Annotated in this window: 15 protein-coding genes and 1 pseudogene; 9 read left to right on the top strand and 7 right to left on the bottom strand. The window is 67.1% G+C overall.

The genetic code is table 11. From position 1 onward, the window contains the following. Positions 1–63 precede the first annotated feature (63 nt). A complete protein-coding gene (locus VLK31_RS14655) occupies positions 64–897 on the bottom strand; it encodes a pseudouridine synthase (protein ID WP_409169126.1) in 834 nt (277 codons plus the stop codon). A gap of 91 nt (positions 898–988) precedes the next feature. Then, positions 989–1,393, bottom strand: coding sequence for an immunity 22 family protein (locus VLK31_RS14650; protein ID WP_409169125.1), 405 nt, complete (start codon positions 1,391–1,393; stop codon positions 989–991). Positions 1,394–1,497: 104 nt separating this feature from the next. Here VLK31_RS14650 and VLK31_RS14645 point away from each other — a divergent pair, with 104 nt between their 5' ends. The 9 genes and pseudogenes from VLK31_RS14645 to VLK31_RS14605 form a co-directional block, all read left to right on the top strand. After that, entirely contained in the window at positions 1,498–2,595 is a 1,098-nt protein-coding gene (locus VLK31_RS14645) for a bifunctional nicotinamide-nucleotide adenylyltransferase/Nudix hydroxylase (RefSeq protein WP_409169124.1), read from the top strand. A gap of 67 nt (positions 2,596–2,662) precedes the next feature. Next, positions 2,663–4,108, top strand: a complete 1,446-nt coding sequence (locus VLK31_RS14640) for a nicotinate phosphoribosyltransferase (protein ID WP_409169123.1) — start codon at positions 2,663–2,665, stop codon at positions 4,106–4,108. A gap of 371 nt (positions 4,109–4,479) precedes the next feature. Then, a complete protein-coding gene (locus VLK31_RS14635; RefSeq protein WP_409169122.1) occupies positions 4,480–5,661 on the top strand; it encodes an MGDG synthase family glycosyltransferase in 1,182 nt (393 codons plus the stop codon). Positions 5,662–5,717: 56 nt separating this feature from the next. After that, complete coding sequence (locus VLK31_RS14630; protein WP_409169254.1) at positions 5,718–6,209, top strand: hypothetical protein; 492 nt, start codon at positions 5,718–5,720, stop codon at positions 6,207–6,209. Further along, positions 6,206–6,763, top strand: a complete 558-nt coding sequence (locus VLK31_RS14625; RefSeq protein ID WP_409169121.1) for a dual specificity protein phosphatase family protein — start codon at positions 6,206–6,208, stop codon at positions 6,761–6,763. The genes VLK31_RS14630 and VLK31_RS14625 overlap by 4 nt, the downstream gene beginning before the upstream one ends. A gap of 87 nt (positions 6,764–6,850) precedes the next feature. Then, positions 6,851–7,981 (top strand): zinc-binding dehydrogenase, encoded by a 1,131-nt coding sequence (locus VLK31_RS14620; RefSeq protein ID WP_409169120.1) that lies wholly within the window; start codon positions 6,851–6,853, stop codon positions 7,979–7,981. 468 nt (positions 7,982–8,449) lie between these two features. Beyond that, entirely contained in the window at positions 8,450–9,508 is a 1,059-nt protein-coding gene (locus VLK31_RS14615) for a MerR family transcriptional regulator (protein WP_409169119.1), read from the top strand. 19 nt (positions 9,509–9,527) lie between these two features. After that, positions 9,528–10,955, top strand: a complete 1,428-nt coding sequence (locus VLK31_RS14610) for a carotenoid oxygenase family protein (protein WP_409169118.1) — start codon at positions 9,528–9,530, stop codon at positions 10,953–10,955. A 258-nt stretch (positions 10,956–11,213) separates the two neighbouring features. Further along, a pseudogene (locus tag VLK31_RS14605) lies at positions 11,214–12,317 on the top strand (IS30 family transposase); the annotation flags it as partial. 279 nt (positions 12,318–12,596) lie between these two features. Here the strand turns inward: VLK31_RS14605 and kdpE are convergent. From kdpE to kdpC, 5 genes are all read right to left on the bottom strand, one after another. Beyond that, a complete protein-coding gene (gene kdpE / locus VLK31_RS14600; protein WP_409169117.1) occupies positions 12,597–13,295 on the bottom strand; it encodes a two-component system response regulator KdpE in 699 nt (232 codons plus the stop codon). 4 nt (positions 13,296–13,299) lie between these two features. Then, positions 13,300–16,053, bottom strand: coding sequence for a DUF4118 domain-containing protein (locus tag VLK31_RS14595; RefSeq protein WP_409169116.1), 2,754 nt, complete (start codon positions 16,051–16,053; stop codon positions 13,300–13,302). 12 nt (positions 16,054–16,065) lie between these two features. Beyond that, positions 16,066–16,197, bottom strand: coding sequence for a hypothetical protein (locus tag VLK31_RS14590; RefSeq protein ID WP_409169115.1), 132 nt, complete (start codon positions 16,195–16,197; stop codon positions 16,066–16,068). Next, entirely contained in the window at positions 16,187–16,492 is a 306-nt protein-coding gene (locus VLK31_RS14585; protein ID WP_409169114.1) for a hypothetical protein, read from the bottom strand. The genes VLK31_RS14590 and VLK31_RS14585 overlap by 11 nt, the downstream gene beginning before the upstream one ends. Before the next feature lie 67 nt (positions 16,493–16,559). Then, positions 16,560–17,168 carry a potassium-transporting ATPase subunit KdpC gene (gene kdpC / locus VLK31_RS14580; protein WP_409169113.1) on the bottom strand — a complete coding sequence of 203 codons (609 nt, stop codon included), beginning with the start codon at positions 17,166–17,168 and terminating at the stop codon, positions 16,560–16,562. Between the last annotated feature and the right edge of the window lie 7 nt (positions 17,169–17,175).

Raw genomic sequence — 17,175 nt, 5'->3', positions numbered from 1 at the left:
GGCGCAGCGTAAGAGTGCAGAGTTAGCCGGGGCTTAAAGCCATGAAAGCCCCGCTTTGCGCCCTCAGAACTTCTCGTGCGGCCCCAGGTAGCGCCATTGCCCCACGGGCAGGTTGCCCAGCATCACGTTGCCGATGCGCACGCGCTTCAGGCCCACCACCTTCAGGCCCACCAGCTCGCACATGCGTCGAATCTGGCGCTTCTTGCCTTCGGTGAGCACAAAGCGCAGCTGCTCGGGGTTCTGCCATTCCACATGCGCCGGTTTCAGCGCCTGGCCGTCCAGGCTCAGGCCGTGGCGCAGCCGCGCGAGCATGGCCGGCGGAAAGACCGCCTGCACGTTGGTGGAGATGGGGTCGTCGTCGTCCATGCGCACCAGCTGGCCCGGGGGCGTGGGCTGGCCCAGGCCGTGGTAGGTCACGCGCACCAGGTATTCCTTTTCCATCACCGAGTCTTCGCCGATGAGCTGGCGCGCCACGCGCCCGTCCTGCGTCATCACCAGCAGGCCGATGGAGTCGATGTCCAGCCGCCCGCACGGCGCCAGGCCGCGCAGCTGCTGCGGGCTGAAGAAGAAGCGCGCGTTGTCTTCGGCCCAGCGGTTGGGCGGCGTGAACAGCGTCACCGCCGGCTCATGCCCGTCTTCGGCCTGCCCGCTCACATAGCCGATGGGCTTGTTGATGAGGATGGTGACCTGGTTGGCTTGCTGGCCCTTGGCCGCCTTGTCGATCTCGATGCGGTCCGACGGCGTGACCTTCACACCCATCTCGGCCGGCTTGCCGTTCACCTTCACCCAGCCGTTGGCAATCCATTCGTCGGCCTCGCGGCGCGAGCACATTTTCAGTTCGGCCATGCGCTTGTTGAGGCGCACGGGCGCATGAAGGGGGGAGGAAGGCTCGGTCATGGGGGCGGAATGAAAGGGGGCGGGGCAGGCGGTGTGCGGGGGGACAGATGCTACAGCCACACGCACGGGCGCGGCGCGGCGCGGCGCTTGCTCAGTCGCCCTCGAACTCGCCGATGTAGGTCAGCCCGTTGAAAGTGGCGTTGACGGGCTCGGGCATGCGCAACTCGGCGTCCTGGTACCAGAAGATGGCGTTGGCCTGCGTCACGCCAAGGCTTTTGCAGCGCCGCTTCACGGCGTCGAATTCGTCGCGGTCGACGGCGGCATCGACCAGGATGTCGTCGAGCGAGACGTTGTTGCGGTGCCGGGGCATGACGCCGATGAAATCTTCGTCGTACCAGGGCACGCCGATGTCCCTGCAGAAGCCGCACAGCTTGTAGCCCGGAGCGTCGAAGTCGCCCTCCGCGGAATAGTCCAGCGCGAAGTACGCCAGGTAGTCTTCATCGGCGCAGAAGTTGCTGCCGATCCAGACGTGGACACGGTTGTAGGACAGGGTCATCAGGTGCTCACAAGAGGTGCCGCAGGGCTTGATCGAACGACCGCGCCGATGCTATCCTGCCCCCACGGCACGAGTTGATCGTGCCTTTTTTGGGGGATTCCCAAGTGACCACATCGAATACACAGAACACGCACAACACGCGCAAGTTTCAATACGCCATCGTCATCGGGCGTTTTCAACCCGTTCATTTCGGACATCAGCGACTCATCGAAGAAGGCCTGCGCGCCGCCGACAGAGTCATCGTGGTGGTCGGCTCCGACCGCAAGCCACGCAGCGTCAAGAACCCCTTCACTTTCGACGAACGCGAACGCATGGTGCGCGCCTGTTTGCGCGGCACCGAGCAGATGCGCGTGAGCGTCGTCGGCGTGGGCGATTCGCCCTACAACGACCAGCTGTGGATCGCGTCGATCCAGTCGGCGGTCGACCGGCTCATCGTGCAGGACGGCCATGCGCCGGCCAGCGCCAAGGTGGCGCTGGTGGGCCATCTGAAGGACGCGTCGAGCTACTACCTCAAGCTCTTTCCGCATTGGGAATTCGTCGGCCAGAACAGCGTGGAAAGCCTGAACGCCACCGACGTGCGCAACCTGTATTTCGACCCCGAGAACCGCGGCCAGCTGGCACGCGCCGACCTGCCCGATGGCAGCGCCGCCTTTCTCGACCAGTTCACCCGCACCGCCGACTACGCCGAGCTCTGCGAAGAGCGCGCCTTTTTGGCCGACTACCGCGACAAGTACCGCTATGCGGGCAGCAGCTTTCCACCGATCTACACCACGGTCGACGCCATCGTGGTGGAGGCCGGGCACATTCTTCTGGTGCAGCGCAAGTTCCATCCCGGCAAGGGCACCTGGGCGCTGCCCGGCGGCTTCGTCGGCCAGCACGAGCGCCTGCAGGACGCAGCCATTCGCGAGCTGAAGGAAGAAACCCGTCTGAAGGTGCCCGTGCCCGTGCTCAACGGCAGCATGAAGGCCAGCCATGTGTTCGACGCGCCCGACCGCTCGCAGCGCGGACGCACCATCACGCACGGCTTTTTCTTCGAGCTGGCGCACAACCAGTGGACGGGCCTGTCCGACGTGCGTGCCGACGACGACGCGGCTGAAGTGCGCTGGGTGCCGATCGCAGAATTCCTGGACATGCAGGACCACATCTACGAAGACCACTTCTTCATTGCCAATCATTTTTTGGGTGGCCTGGGCAAGAACTGAACGACCAGGCTTTTTCAGCAAGCACGGCACCCGGTTGACGGGTGCCAAGTGAAAGGAGCTTTCACACATGAACCGCAACCTCACCTCCACGCCCCTGGGCAACAACCTGCTGCTTCGCACCGACTCCTACAAGGTGTCGCACTGGATGCAGTACCCGCCCGGCACGCAAACGGTGTACAGCTACATCGAGTCGCGCGGCGGCATCTTCAGCCACTCGCTGTTCTTCGGCCTGCAGGCCTACCTGCGCGAGTACCTGCAGACCCCGGTGACGCTGGCCGACGTGGAAGAAGCCGGCGCCCTCATGGCGGTGCACGGCGAGCCCTTCAACCGCGAAGGGTGGCTGCGCCTGATTGAAAAGCACGGCGGGCTGATGCCGGTGCGCATTCGCGCGGTGCCCGAAGGCAGCGTGACGCCGGTGCACAACGTGCTGGCCACCATCGAAAACACCGACCCCGAATTCTTCTGGGTCACGAGCTTTCTGGAGACCGAGCTGCTGCGCGCCATCTGGTACCCGACCACGGTGGCCACGCTGTCGGCCGCGGCGCGCACCACGCTGCTGCGTTACCTGGAAGCGACCTGCGACGACCCGCAGGGGCAGATCGCCTTTCGGTTGCACGACTTCGGCGCGCGCGGCGTGTCGAGCCTGGAGTCGGCCGCGCTCGGCGGCATGGCCCACCTGGTGAATTTCATGGGGACGGACACGCTGGCGGCCTTGGTCGCGGCGCGCCGGTATTACGACTGCGACGTGGCGGGCTTCTCGATTCCGGCGGCCGAGCACAGCACCATCACGGGCTGGGGCCGCGACCATGAAGCCGATGCGTACAGCAACATGCTCGACCAGTTCGGCAAGCCGGGCGCGACCTTTGCGGTGGTGAGCGACAGCTACGACATCTTCAATGCCTGTGCGCGGATCTGGGGCGACGAGTTGAAGGAGAAGGTGGTGGCTTCGGGTTCGACGCTGGTGGTGCGGCCGGACTCGGGCGACCCGGTGGAAACGACGTTGAAGGTGGCGCAGATTCTGGCCGAGCGCTTCGGCACCACGACCAATGCGAAGGGCTTCAGGGTGTTGAACAACGTGCGCATCATTCAGGGCGACGGGGTCAATCTGGATTCGCTGCGGTTGTGTCTGTCCAACTTTTTTCACAACGGTTTTTCTACCGAGAACATTTCGTTCGGCATGGGCGGTGGGCTGTTGCAGCAGGTCAACCGGGACACGATGCAGTGGGCGATGAAGTGCTCGGCGATGCAGGTGAACGGCGAGTGGCGCGATGTGTACAAGTCGCCTGTGGGCGACATGAGCAAGGCGTCGAAGAAGGGGCGGTTGGCGTTGGTGCACGGTGCGGGCGGCGTCGAGAGCACAGTGCGTGAAGAGACGCTTGGTGCGGGGCAGTCGGACCTGCTTCAGACTGTGTTCGAGAACGGGCGCATCGTGGAGAACACGAGCTTCGAGGCGATTCGGGAAAGGGCTGCGGCGGGGGTTCGGCAGTTCGTTACTTCTCGGGCACCGCTCTGAGTTTTTCGGCCCCTTGAGTCATTCAGGGCGTGTGCACGGGCCTTCGTTCAGGGCGCGTGCACAGGCCGCCGGGTACTCCCCTCCGCGAATGTCCCCCGGGGCTTCGCCCCTCCTCCTTTATTTCGCTGCGGGGAGTACCCGACGCCCTGTGCACCGGGGCACGCTCTGTGTGTTCCGCTGATCAACGACGGCTCTGAAAACACTCACGCCGATGGTGGGCTTCTTTTCGCGAAATAAAGGAGGAGGGCGAAGCCCGGGGGACATTCGAGAAAAGAAGCACACCGTCGGCGGGAGTGTTGCCCTGAACGGCATCCGACAAGCGAGTCAGTGCCACAAGTCATAGCCATAATCCCGCGCAACCACCGGAATTCATGACCAAACTCCTGATCCTCAGCGTGAGCGCCGGCAACGGCCACGTGCGTGCCGCACAGGCGCTTGCCGCCACCGCCCAGTCCCTCACCCCGCCCTGCACAGCGGTCCACATCGACGCCATGGCCCACGTGGCCGGCGGGTTTCGCAAGGTCTACACCGACTGGTACATCCAGCTCGTGAACCGCGCCCCCGATCTGTGGTCCTACCTGCACCAACGCACCGACGCCACACCGCACCACGCACCCTCGCAACGCCTGCGCCGCGGCATCGAACGGCTCAGCACCGGCGCGCTGGTGAAGGAAATTCGCAGCGAGCAACCCGACGCGGTGATCTGCACGCACTTTCTGCCCGCCGAACTGCTCATGCGCGAACGCAACCGCGGACGCATCGACTACCCCGTGTGGCTGCAGATCACCGACTACGACCTGCACAACATGTGGCTCGTGCCAGGCATGACCGGCTACCTGGCCGCCACCGAAGAAGTGGCGTTTCGCCTGCGGGCCCGCGGCATTCCTTCGGACCGCATCCACGTGACCGGCATTCCGGTGATGCCCGCTTTCGCCGAGCCCAATGTGCCGGCGCTGGCGCGCAACACCTGCGTGACGGAGCTCCGGCTCGACCCCTCGCGGCCGGTGCTGCTGATGGCATCGGGCGGCGCGGGCGTGGGTGACCTGGCCAGCATGGTCGAGCGCGTGTTGGGCCTGGGCCTTGGCCTGGGCGGCGGTGACGGCCAGCAAGGCAACTTCCAGGTGATTGCCCTGGCCGGGCGCAACGTGGAAACGCACGGCAAGCTCGACGCGCTGGCCAAGCGCTACCCGGGGCGCATGGTGGCCATTGGCTTCACCAACGAAATGCACAAGCTGATGGCCGCGGCCGACCTGGTCGTGACCAAGCCCGGCGGCCTCACGGTGTCGGAGTGCCTGGCGCTGGGCAAGCCGATGCTGCTGATCTCGCCTATTCCCGGGCAGGAAGAACACAACGCCGGCTTCCTGATGGAAGAAGGCGCGGCCTGGCTGGCCTACGACGCCATCGGGCTCGACTACAAGGTCGCGCGCCTGATGGCCGACCCCGCCAAGCTCGCGGCCATGGCCACACGCAGCCGCGCACTGGGCAAGCCGCAGGCTGCGCGTGCGGTGCTGCAGCATGTGCTGGGCGCGACGGAGAACGGAGCGGCGGCATGAAGAGCGGCATGAAGAGCGGCATGAAGAGCGGGATGAACGAGGGCACGACCAAGGGCATGATCGAGCCCGCTGAAAAAACCAGCGTGGCGCGCACGCTCGGCTACCTCGCCTGGGTGGTCGTCATGGCGTTCTTCTTTGCCAATGCCGAGATCCAGATCGAAGGCGGTGCGGGCTGGGCCACGTCGCTGCCCACCTGGCGTATCGAGAACAGCATCTGGCTCGACATCTTCTGGGGTGGCCGCGCCATGACGGGCTATCACGCATGGGTGTTCACCTTCATGGCGCTGGTGTTCTTCTCGCCGCTGGCATTCACCGGGCGCTGGACGTGGCGCAACGTGGGCCTGGCGGTGGCCGGGCTCATCGTGTTCTGGGTGTGCGAAGACTTTCTCTGGTTCCTCATCAACCCGGCCTTCGGCTGGGCCCGGTTCAACCCGGTCGACGCGTTCTGGCACAAGCACTGGGTGGGGGGCGCGCCGGTGGACTACTGGGGCGGGCTGGCGGTGGCGCTGGTGATACTGGTCACGCGGCACTGGCGCAGCAGTAAATGACGAAGACGCACACGAACGAACAAAAGTCCGACGACCCGCGCCCCGACCACTGGGCCGACGCGCTGGACGATCTGCAGGTCGAGAACCTGCACCGCATCACGCCCACGCTGTACCGCAGCGCGCAGCCGCGCCGTGCCGACATGGCGGCGCTGCAGTCGCTGGGCATTCGCACGGTGGTGAGCCTGCGCTCCTTCAACGACGACAAGAAGGTGTTTGCCGGCAGCGGCATTCGGCTGGTGCGCGTGCCCATCAACACCTGGTCCATCGACGATGCGAAGGTGCTGCGCGCGCTCACGGCCATTCGCGAGGCGCAGAAGCACGGGCCGGTGCTGATTCACTGCATGCACGGCGCCGACCGCACCGGCGTGGTGGCGGCGGTGTACCGCATGGCCGTGCAGCAGTGGGACAAGGACAGCGCGCGCCACGAAATGCTGCGCGGCGGCTACGGCTACCACACGCTGTGGCGCAACATTCCGCGCTACATCGAGCGGCTCGACCCCGTGAAGATGCGCCACGCGCTGGCGCATGCCCCGGTGATTCCGGTGGTGTCCTGAACGCGCCAGCAGCTTTCGCACCCCGCTCCTATACTGGCCGCCCCGTGGCCCCAGGCCATCTGCGAACCTGCTGAAAAGAGCTCTTCCATGGCACTGCAAATCCGCTCCCTCGTTCGCGCCAACGGCGAACTCGAACTCTCGCTGCACGACGACCCGATGCCCGAACCGCAGGCCCACGAAGTGGTGATCCGCGTGGAGGCGTCGCCGCTGAACCCGTCGGACCTGGGCCTGTTGTTCGGCGCCGCCGACATGAGCACCGCCAAGGCCTCGGGCACCGCCGAGCGCCCCGTCGTCACCGCCACCGTGCCGGAGCGCGCGCGCCCCGCCATGGCGGCGCGGCTCGACGAGTCGATGCCCGTGGGCAACGAAGGCGCCGGCGTGGTGGTGAAGGCCGGTTCGTCGCCGGCCGCGCAGGCGCTGCTGGGCAAGACCGTGGCGGCCATTGGCGGCGCGATGTACTCGCAGTACCGCTGCCTGGCCGCGGCCCAGTGCATGGAGCTGCCCGAGGGCACCACGCCGGCCGAAGGCGCATCGTGCTTCGTCAACCCGCTGACTTCGCTCAGCATGGTCGAGACGATGCGCATGGAAGGCCACAAGGCGCTGGTGCACACGGCTGCGGCGTCCAACCTGGGCCAGATGCTCAACAAGATCTGCCAGAAGGACGGCATTGCGCTGGTGAACATCGTGCGCAAGCAGGAGCAGGAAGACCTGCTGCGCGGGCTGGGCGCCAAGTACGTGTGCAACGCGAGTTCGCCCACGTTCATCGAGGACCTGACGCAGGCGTTGGTGGAGACCGGCGCCACGCTGGCCTTCGACGCGACCGGCGGCGGCAAGCTCGCGGGTCAGATCCTCGGCTGCATGGAAGCCGCCATCAACCGCACCGCCAAGGAATACAGCCGCTATGGCTCGACCACGCACAAGCAGGTGTACATCTACGGCGGCCTCGACCGCAGCCCGACGGAGTTTGTGCGCAACTTCGGCATGGCGTGGGGCATGGGCGGATGGCTGTTGTTCCCGTTCCTGGGCAAGCTCGGCGATGCGGGCGCCCAACGTTTGAAGGCGCGTGTTGTTGCGGAGCTGAAGACGACGTTTGCCAGCAAGTACACGCGCGAGGTGTCGCTGGTAGAAGCGCTGCAGCTCGATGCAATCGGGGTGTATGGCAAGCAGGCTACCGGGGAGAAGTTCTTGTTGAATCCGAACAAGGGTTTGGCTGCCTGATCTGCTGGTTGGTCGTTCGTTCTTGCGTTCGTTCGTGGGTCGTTCGTTCAGGGCGACGCCCACGCCGACGGGGTGCCTTGCTCCGCGAATGTCCCCCGGGGCTTCGCCCCTCCTCCTTTATTTCGCTGCGCAAGGCACCCCATCGACGTGAGCGTTTTCAGAGCACTGGTTGATCAGACGCACGCCAACAGCTTGGTCGTTGCGCAGAACAGTCGTTGATCGGCGAGCACATCGAGCGTGCCCAGTGCACAGGGCGTCGGGTACTCCCCGCAGCGAAATAAAGGAGGAGGGCGAAGCCCGGGGGACATTCGCGGAGGGGAGTACCCGGCGGCCTGTGCACACGCCCTGAACACCAGCCCAACACTCCATGGTCGTCGTTGGCCGCTGATGTAGCCCCGTCATCAAAAATGCGCTTGACCCTCTCGTTGCGGCACCCTCTAGGATGCCTTCAACCTGGAGAGAGAAGGCATGTTCCTGAAGATTGGCGAACTCGCGCGGCGCACCGGACTGACCGTGCGTGCGCTGCGGCACTACGACGACATCGGCCTGCTCGCGCCGTCTGAAAGGTCCGACGGCGGCTACCGCCTGTACGACCGCAAGGACGTAGCGCGGCTCTACCGCATCCAGGCGCTGCGGCGGCTCGACCTGTCGCTGGCCGAGATACAGCGCCTGCTCGACGGCGGGGGCAACCAAACAGGTGGGAACAGCGGTCTGGCGGACATCGTCGCGCAGCAGGTGGCGCAGCTCGAGCGCGAGATCCGTCAGGCGTCGGCGCTGCGCATGCACCTGCTTGCCATGCAGGGCCAGCTGCAAGCCAGCGAGGAGCCCGGCCTCGACGACTGGCTGCTCGCGCTGGAAAGCATGGTCGCGGGAGCGAAGTATTTCAGCGACGACGAACTGCGCACGCTGGCGACGCCACGCAACGAAGCGTCCGTCGCCATCGCGCTCGAACGTGCGGCGCTGGCCGCATCGCTTCGCGAACTGGTCGCCGCCGACACATCGCCCGAGAGCGCACAGGCACAAGCGTTGGCGCGGCGCTGGATCGCCATGCTGCTCGACGAGGCCGGCGGCGACGAGGGCCTGCTGATCAAGCTCTACACGATGCACTGGAACGAGCCCTCGCTGCATGCCCTGACCGGCGTCGACCGCACCGGCATCCGGTACATCTCGCATGCGATGGCGTACGCGCGCCTGCAGTTGTACGCGCCCCACTGCGACGCCGACGACATGGCCACGCTGCGCCGCCACTACGTCGCACAGACCGATGCCTGGCCGCCGCTCATTGCCGACGTGCGGCAGCAGATGCTGGCCGGCGCGCCCGTCGATGGCGCGGCGATGCGCGCGCTCGCACTGCGTTGGCAGGCGCTGTCGCTGGCCAAGGCCGGCGGTGACGCTGCATTGCACGCACGGCTGCAAGACGCCTTTCGCAACGACCCGGCCTTGCGCGCGGGCTCGGGCATCGACGCACCGCTGGCCGCCTATGTCGGCCAGGCCATGGCGCGACTCGGCCATCCGCTTTCTCCCTGAACCCCTCCACAAGGCCCCCGTGAACCCCACGCCACAAACGAACGCTCACTTCTTCACCGGCAACTACGCACCGATCGGCGAGGAGCACGACATCGCGGCGCTCGACATCGAAGGCACCTTGCCGCACGGCCTCTCGGGCAGCCTGTACCGCGTGGGCCCGAGCCCGCAGTACGCGCCGCGCGACGACAACTACCACTGGTTTTCCGGCGACGGCATGGTGCATGCGTTCCACATCGATGCCGGCGTGGTGTCGTACCGCAACCGCTGGGCGCGCACGCCGAAATGGCAGCTCGAGCATGAAGCCGGGCGCGCGCTGTTCGGCACCTTCGGCAACCCCGCCACCAGCGATCCGCTGGCGCAAGGGCGCAACGGCGGCACGGCCAACACCAACATGCTGTGGCACGGCAACCGGCTGTTCGCTCTCGAGGAATCGCACCAGCCCTTCGAGCTGGACGCGCACACGCTGGCGTCCAAGGGACACCAGAGCTTCGGCGACCGCGTGAACTCGCGCTGCACCGCGCACCCGAAGCCAGACCCCGAAAGCGGCGAGCTGCATTTCTTCGCGTACTCGCCCGATGGCCCCTGTTCGCCGACCATGCTCTACGGCGTGATGGACGCCCAATGCGAAGTGACGCAGCTGCAGTCCTTCAGCGCCCCGTATGCCAGCATGGCGCACGACTTCATGGTGACACGTGGGCATGTGCTTTTTCCCGTGACGCCGCTCACGCTCAGCGTGGAACGCGCGATGCGCGGCAAGCCGCTGCTGGCATGGGACGCGAGCCTGCGCACGCATGTCGGCGTGATGCGGCGCGGCAGCAGCACCGACACCTTGCGCTGGTTCGATACCGACGCCTGTCACGTGTTTCATGTGATGAACGCGTGGGACGACGGCGACACCGTGGTGGCTTACGTCATGCAGTCGGACACGGCCCCCGGCTTGCCCGATGCCGAGGGCCGCCCGGGTGACCCCGAGGCAATGGCCGCCCGCCTGTGCCGCTGGACTTTCGACCTGGCCGGGGAGCACGCCACATTTCGTCGCGAATACCTCGACGACCTGGCGGCCGAGTTTCCGCGCATCGACGAGCGCTACACGGGCCGGCGAAACCGTTACGGCTTCTACACCTGCCATGCGACGTCGCGTGCGCGGGACGACGCTGAAAGCGTGCTCTACGACAGCTTGGCGCGCTTCGACTTCGACAGCGGCGAACGCCAGATGTACACGTTGCCGCCGGGCGACGTGGTGTCCGAACCTGTGTTCGTGCCGCGCTCCGTGGACGCTGCAGAAGGCGACGGCTGGTTGCTGACGGTGGCGTGGCGCGAGGAGGAAAGGCGCAGCGACCTTCTGGTGTTCGATGCCACGAATGTGGGAGCTGGAGCGGTTGCTGTTGCGCGGCTGCCGCATCGGGTGCCTTTCGGCTTTCATGGGAACTGGCGGTCTAACGCTTAGCTGCTGGGGGCTTTCGGGGGGACATTCAGGGCGACGCTCACGCCGACGGGGTGAACGTTGGACAGAGCAGGTATTGATCGCGCGATCACCAGCAGCGTGCCCAGGTGCACAGGGCGTCGGGTACTCCCCGCAGCGAAATAAAGGAGGGGCGGGCTCAACCCGTCGATGCAACACTTCAACGAAGAATCGAGGTGTTAATTGACGACGAGCACAGGTCAGAGAATTCATCCGTCGGCTGCGCAGCAGCGGGAGATGTAGGATCGATGGAAGCAAGGCGAACGGATCGCCGAGATCGCCATGGCGCTGAGACGCCCGGTGCCCTCGATACAGACATGGATCGGCAAGGCAGGAGGATTCGCTCCTCGAGAGTGCCGTCGCGCGCCTGGCGCCTTGACGCTGCGTGAGCGCGAGGAGATCTCGCGTGGACTCTCGATGGGCGAGTCGATAAGCTTGATCGCAGCGCGGTTGTCCCGCAGTCCCAGTACCGTCTCGCGAGAGATCCAGCGCAATGGCGGACTGGGTCGGTATCGCGCGATCAATGCCGACGAAGCTGCCTGGCACAGGGCCAAGAGGCCGCAGTGCTCTCACCTGGAGCACCGCCCCGCGCTTGCGCTGGAAGTCGCTGTCAAGCTCAGGCTGTACTGGTCGCCCGAGCAGATTTCGGGATGGCTCAAGCGCCAGTTCCCCGAAGATCGCGACATGAACGTCTCGCACGAAACAATTTACAGAACGCTTTTCGTCCAGGCCCGTGGCGCCCTCAAGAAGGAGCTGACGGCCTATCTTCGAGAGCACACCAGGATGCGACGACCCCGTGTGCAGTCGCCGCCGCCTGCGCGTTATCGCATCAAGGACCTGGTCTCCATCAGCGAGCGTCCGCCCGAGGCCGACGACCGCGCGGTGCCGGGCCACTGGGAAGGCGACTTGTTGTTCGGAACGCTCAACTGCCAGGTGGCAACGCTGGTGGAGCGCCATTCGCGTTACCTCATCCTGGTGAAGGTGGACGGCAAGGACACCAACAGCGTGGTGAGCGCCTTGACCCGTCAGGTCAAGAAATTGCCTGCCGGGCTGATGAAGACCCTGACCTGGGACCGGGGCAGCGAGATGGCCGCTCACCGCAAGTTCTCCGTCGCAACGGATGTGGATGTGTATTTCTGCGACCCACAGAGTCCGTGGCAACGAGGCTCCAACGAGAACACCAATCGGCTGCTTCGACAGTACCTGCCAAAGGGCAAGGACTTCTCCCACATGACGCAGGCCCAGTTCGATCGCATCGCCAATGAAATGAACGGTCGACCAAGACAGACACTTGGCTTTGCCAACCCTGCTGAGGTACTCTGGCAGACCATTGCATCGACGGGTTGAGCCCGCCGGAGGCCGCAGGCCGGGGGACATTCGCGGAGGGGAGTACCCGACGGCCTGTGCACATGCCCTGAACGTATGACGCGGCGCAAAGCACCCCGACAGCGTGAGCGTTTCAAAGAGCGGAAATTGATCGCACGATCAACAGCAGCGTGCCCCAGTGCACAGGGCGTCGGGTACTCCCCGCAGCGAAATAAAGGAGGAGGCGAAGCCGGGGGACATTCGCGGAGGGGAGTACCCGGCGGCCTGTGCACGCGCCCTGAAACGGACCCGCCCAAAAACTCAAACCACCAACCGATACCCCACAGCAGTCTCAGTCAACAGATGCCGAGGCTGCGCCGGATCCACTTCGAGCTTCTGCCGAAGATGCCCCATGTAGATCCGCAGGTAGTGGCTCTGGTCCGTATGCGACGGGCCCCACACTTCGCGCAGCAACTGGCGCTGCGTCAGCACACGCCCCGCATTGGCGACCAACACCGACAGCAGCCGGTATTCGGTAGGCGTCAGGTGCACCTCGACACCCGCACGACGAACAAGACGCGCCGCGCGGTCCAGCTCGATCTCGCCGAAACGGAACAGCGCCTCCGCAGGCTCGTCGTTGCCGCCACCGGCCGCACGCGGACGCCGCAGATTCGCCCTCACACGCGCCAACAGCTCGCCCGTGCCAAAAGGCTTCGTCAGATAGTCGTCCGCCCCCGCATCCAGCGCGGCAATCTTGTCGGCCTCGTCGGTGCGTGCCGACAAAACGATGATCGGCACCGCCGACCACCCCCGCACATCGCGAATCAACGACACGCCGTCGCCGTCGGGCAAGCCCAGGTCCAGCACCAACAAGTCGGGCTGGCGCGTGCCGGCCGCGGCCAGGCCGTCGCGCAAGGTGCCGGCCTCGTGCACCACCCAGCCCTCGGCCTCGAGCGCGCCGCGCACAAAGCGGCGGATCTGCGGCTCGTCTTCGATCACGATGGCGGTGGGTGCGGGCATGGGGTCAGAGTTGGGCTTCGGCCGGTTCGGGCGGCTCGCGGCGGGGCAAGGTGACCGTGAATTCTGCACCGCCACCGCGCGCGTTGTCCGCGGCAATGTCACCGCCGTGCGCGCTCACCACCGCCTTGCAGATCGCCAGGCCCAGGCCCACGCCCGGCGTGGCCGACTCGGCCTCGCCGCGCGTGAACTTGTCGAACAGCTTCTGCTCATGGCCCAGCAACGCGGCCGGCAGGCCCGGCCCGTGGTCGCGCACCGTCAGCACCAGCGTGCCCGGCTCGGCGCGCGCACCCACCACGATGGGCGAGGCGCCGTACTTGGTGGCGTTCTCCAGCAGGTTGACCAGCACGCGCTCGATCAGCACCGCGTCGAACTCGACCAGCGGCAGGTCGGCCGCCAGCGCGGTCTGCACGACGATGCTGCCCAGCGAGGTGCGCGCGGCGCGAATGGCCGAGCCGACCACTTCTTCCACCGACTGCCAGTCGCGCCGCAGGTTGACCGCGCCGCCGGCAATGCCGCTTTCCAGGCGCGCCATGTCCAGCAGGTTGTTCACCAGCGCATGCAGCTCGTGCGCCTGCGCGACGATGGCGCGCGCGGCCTCGGCGTGTTGTTCGGGCGGCAGGGTCTGCAGCGATTCGGCCAGCGCAATGAGCGCGGTGAGCGGCGTGCGCACGTCGTGCGAAATGGCACCCAGCAAGGCGTTGCGCAGGCGCTCCGATTCCATCTCGACCACGGCCTGCTGCGCCACCTCCACGTAGTGCACGCGCTCCAGCGCAATGGCGATCTGCCGGGCCAGCGTGTCCAGCTGCTGGGCCTGCTCGGGAATGAGCAGCCAGCGCGGTTGCGCGGGCGACAGCGCCAGCACGCCGCGCACGCGCATGGGCGCCTGCAGCGGCACGTAGTGCCAGGGCTGCGCGGCCAGCGTGGCGGTGGCCAGACCGGCGGCCTGGCCGTGGCGAAAGGCCCAGTCGGCCACCTGTGCATCGAAGCCCTCGGGCGGATCGGCGGGCAGCACCAGCTGGTCGGCCGCGTCGGTCACCAGCACCAGCGCGTGGCCGCCGAAATGGCCCTGCACGGCGGCACCGCCCAGCGCAACCACCTGCGAGCTTTCGAGCGCGGCCGACAGCTCGCGCGTGAGCTCGAACAGCGAGCGCGCGCGCCGCTCGCGGCTGGTCGACACGCCCGCCGCAAAACGCAGCCCCGCCGTGAGTTGCCCCACCAGCAGGCCGACGCCGAGCATGATCGCGAAGGTCAGCACGTACTGCACGTCGCTCACCGCAAACGACATGCGCGGCGGCACGAAGAAATAGTCGAAGGCCGCAACGTTGAGCAACGCGGCCAGCGCCGACGGCCCGCGCCCGAAGCGCATGGCCACGCCCACCACGCCAAGCAAAAAGAGCATGACGATGTTCGACAGCTCCAGCACGCTGGCCAGCGGCGTGCAGACCAATGTGAGCGCGATGCTGGTGGCCGCGGCCCATGCGTAGGCGGGCCAGTGGGTGGGGGCCTTCACATGGTCGTCGCTGTCGATGCGCGCGCCCTCCAGCGGCGCGCGAGACAGGCGGCGCGAGCTGTCTGAACGCGCGACCTCCATGATGTCGAGCGCCGGCGCATGCCGCGCGAGCGCGCCCGACAAGGGCTGCGCCGCGCCGGGCAACCAGCGCCGCCAGCCGGTGGCCGGCTCGGCGCGCCCCAGCACCAGCGTGGCGCAGTTGAGCCGGCGCGCCTGTTCGGCGAGCTGCTCGGCCACGTCGGCACCGGTGAGCACGGCGGTGGCCGCGCCCAGCTCTTCGGCCAGCTTGAGCACGGTCAGGATGCGGTCGCGCTCCGCGGCGGCCAGCCGCTGCAGCCGCGGTGTTTCGACGTAAGCCGCGTGCCAGCGCACGTTGAGCTGGCCCGCGAGCCGCGCGGCGGTGCGCACCGTTTGCGCCGCGCCTTCGTGCGGGCCCACGCAGGCCAGGATGGCGCCCGAGGTGTTCCAGGCCTGCAGGCCCTGCCCTTTTCCTTTGCCGTTCACGCCGCCCGTGCCCGACTGCTCCACCCGCCAGCCGCGCACGTCGTCTTCCACATGCTCGGCCGTGCGGCGCAGCGCAATCTCGCGCAGCGCAATCAGGTTGCCCTTGCGAAAGAAGTTCTGCGCGGCGCGCTCGGCCTGCTGCGGCAGATAGACCTTGCCGGCGGCCAGCCGCGCGGTGAGTTCGTCGGGCGTCACGTCGACCAGCACCACCTCGTCGGCCTCGTCCAGCACGGTGTCGGGCACGGTCTCGTGCACGCGCACGCCGGTGATGGCGCCGACCGTGCCGTTGAGGCTTTCCAGGTGCTGCACATTGAGCGCGGACCACACCTCGATGCCCGCGGCCAGCAGCTCCTGCACGTCCTGCCAGCGCTTGGCATGGCGCGAGCCGGGGGCGTTGGTGTGGGCCAGTTCGTCGACCAGCAGCACGGCCGGCTTGCGGGCCAGCGCGGCGTCCAGGTCGAACTCGGCCAGGGTGCGACCGCGGTACGGCAGCTCGCGCAGCGGCAGCGCATCGAGCCCCGTGAGCAGCGCGGCGGTTTCGCTGCGGCCGTGGGTTTCGACCACGCCGATGAGCACGTCGCGCCCGGCCGTGCGCTCACGTTGCGCGGCGCTGAGCATGGCCCAGGTCTTGCCCACGCCGGCGCTGGCGCCGAAGTAGATGCGCAGCTTGCCGCGCTGCGCGCGCGCCTCGCTGTTGCGCAGCTGCGCGATCAGGGCGTCGGGGTCGGGGCGGTCGTCGAGCATGGGTGGCGCAGATTAGCGCATGGGGCGGTTTTTTCGGCGTCCAGCATGGCGCCGCGCGGTGCGCGAAAGCGCCCACCAGGCAAAGCCCAGCGGCACGAACAGCGCCGCCATGGCCAGCAGCGCGAGCAACAGGTCAGTGGCCATGGCGCAGCCCGCGGCGCGCGAGGTGCTCGCGCCAGCTCACGAGCCGGCCGATCTCGCCCGAGGGCACGCATTCGATCAGCCGGTGCAGCACGTCGGCATAGCTGGCGAGCGGCAGGCGGATCATCAGGCGCACGCAGGGCGCGTCGCTTTCCTGCGAGCAGCAGCCGTGCAGCAAGGGCTCGCAGCGCACCACGCCCGCGTCGGGGCAGCCGGCGATGCTGCGGCGCACGCGCAGGGCGTCGGCGCAGCAGACGGTGACGTCGAGCACGTAGAACGCACGGGTCGGCGCGGTCATGGGTGCGTGCGTCCGCGGCACGCCGGGGTGTTCTCTGTAAGCGGCATAGGCCATGGTGTGTTTCTCCTCAACGCGGAGTCGAAGGACTGGAAGAACCGGAAGCGGCATCGAGCGCGATGTTCAACGCCAGCACGTTGACGCGCGACTCACCCAGAAAGCCCCAGGTGGGCCCCTGCGTGCTGTCGGCAATCAGCGTGCGAACGCGCTCCAGCGGCATGCCGCGCACACGCGCCACGCGCGCTGCCTGGTACTGCGCGGCGGCCGGGCTGATGTCGGGGTCGAGCCCGCTGGCAGACGCGGTGACAAGGTCGACCGGCACCGGCGCGGTGTTGCCCGGGTCGGCCGCGCGCAGCGCTTCCACGCGCGCCTTCACCGCATCGGTCAGCGCAGGGTTCAGCGGGCCCTGGTTGGAGCCGCCAGAGGCGCTGGCGTTGTAGGGCTGCGGCGCGGTGGCCGACGGGCGGCCCCAGAAGTGCTTCGGGTCGCTGAAGTTCTGCCCGATGAGCCTGGAGCCCACCGTGGTGCCGTCCCGCACGACGAGGCTGCCGGCCGCCTGCGCGGGGAACACCGCCTTGGCGGCGCCGGTGACGGCCATGGGGTAGATGAGGCCGGTGAGCGCGCTCAGCAGCACGAAGAGCACGAGCGCGGGGCGAACGATGTTGCCGTTGTTGTTCATGATGAAA

The sequence above is a fragment of the Variovorax sp. H27-G14 genome (assembly GCF_046156345.1).
Lineage (GTDB): Bacteria > Pseudomonadota > Gammaproteobacteria > Burkholderiales > Burkholderiaceae_C > Variovorax.
Note: the sequence above shows the minus strand (reverse complement) of the source record. Positions and strands in the feature narration are given on the sequence as shown.

Excerpts from the sequence above, each read along its gene's own strand:
- VLK31_RS14655 (WP_409169126.1), bottom strand. The coding sequence starts at position 897 with ATGACCGAGCCTTCCTCCCCCCTTCATGCGCCCGTGCGCCTCAACAAG.
- VLK31_RS14650 (WP_409169125.1), bottom strand. The coding sequence starts at position 1,393 with ATGACCCTGTCCTACAACCGTGTCCACGTCTGGATCGGCAGCAACTTC.
- VLK31_RS14640 (WP_409169123.1), top strand. The coding sequence starts at position 2,663 with ATGAACCGCAACCTCACCTCCACGCCCCTGGGCAACAACCTGCTGCTT.
- VLK31_RS14635 (WP_409169122.1), top strand. The coding sequence starts at position 4,480 with ATGACCAAACTCCTGATCCTCAGCGTGAGCGCCGGCAACGGCCACGTG.
- VLK31_RS14630 (WP_409169254.1), top strand. The coding sequence starts at position 5,718 with ATGATCGAGCCCGCTGAAAAAACCAGCGTGGCGCGCACGCTCGGCTAC.
- VLK31_RS14625 (WP_409169121.1), top strand. The coding sequence starts at position 6,206 with ATGACGAAGACGCACACGAACGAACAAAAGTCCGACGACCCGCGCCCC.
- VLK31_RS14620 (WP_409169120.1), top strand. The coding sequence starts at position 6,851 with ATGGCACTGCAAATCCGCTCCCTCGTTCGCGCCAACGGCGAACTCGAA.
- VLK31_RS14615 (WP_409169119.1), top strand. The coding sequence starts at position 8,450 with ATGTTCCTGAAGATTGGCGAACTCGCGCGGCGCACCGGACTGACCGTG.
- kdpE (WP_409169117.1), bottom strand. The coding sequence starts at position 13,295 with ATGCCCGCACCCACCGCCATCGTGATCGAAGACGAGCCGCAGATCCGC.
- VLK31_RS14595 (WP_409169116.1), bottom strand. The coding sequence starts at position 16,053 with ATGCTCGACGACCGCCCCGACCCCGACGCCCTGATCGCGCAGCTGCGC.
- VLK31_RS14590 (WP_409169115.1), bottom strand. The coding sequence starts at position 16,197 with ATGGCCACTGACCTGTTGCTCGCGCTGCTGGCCATGGCGGCGCTGTTC.
- VLK31_RS14585 (WP_409169114.1), bottom strand. The coding sequence starts at position 16,492 with ATGACCGCGCCGACCCGTGCGTTCTACGTGCTCGACGTCACCGTCTGC.
- kdpC (WP_409169113.1), bottom strand. The coding sequence starts at position 17,168 with ATGAACAACAACGGCAACATCGTTCGCCCCGCGCTCGTGCTCTTCGTG.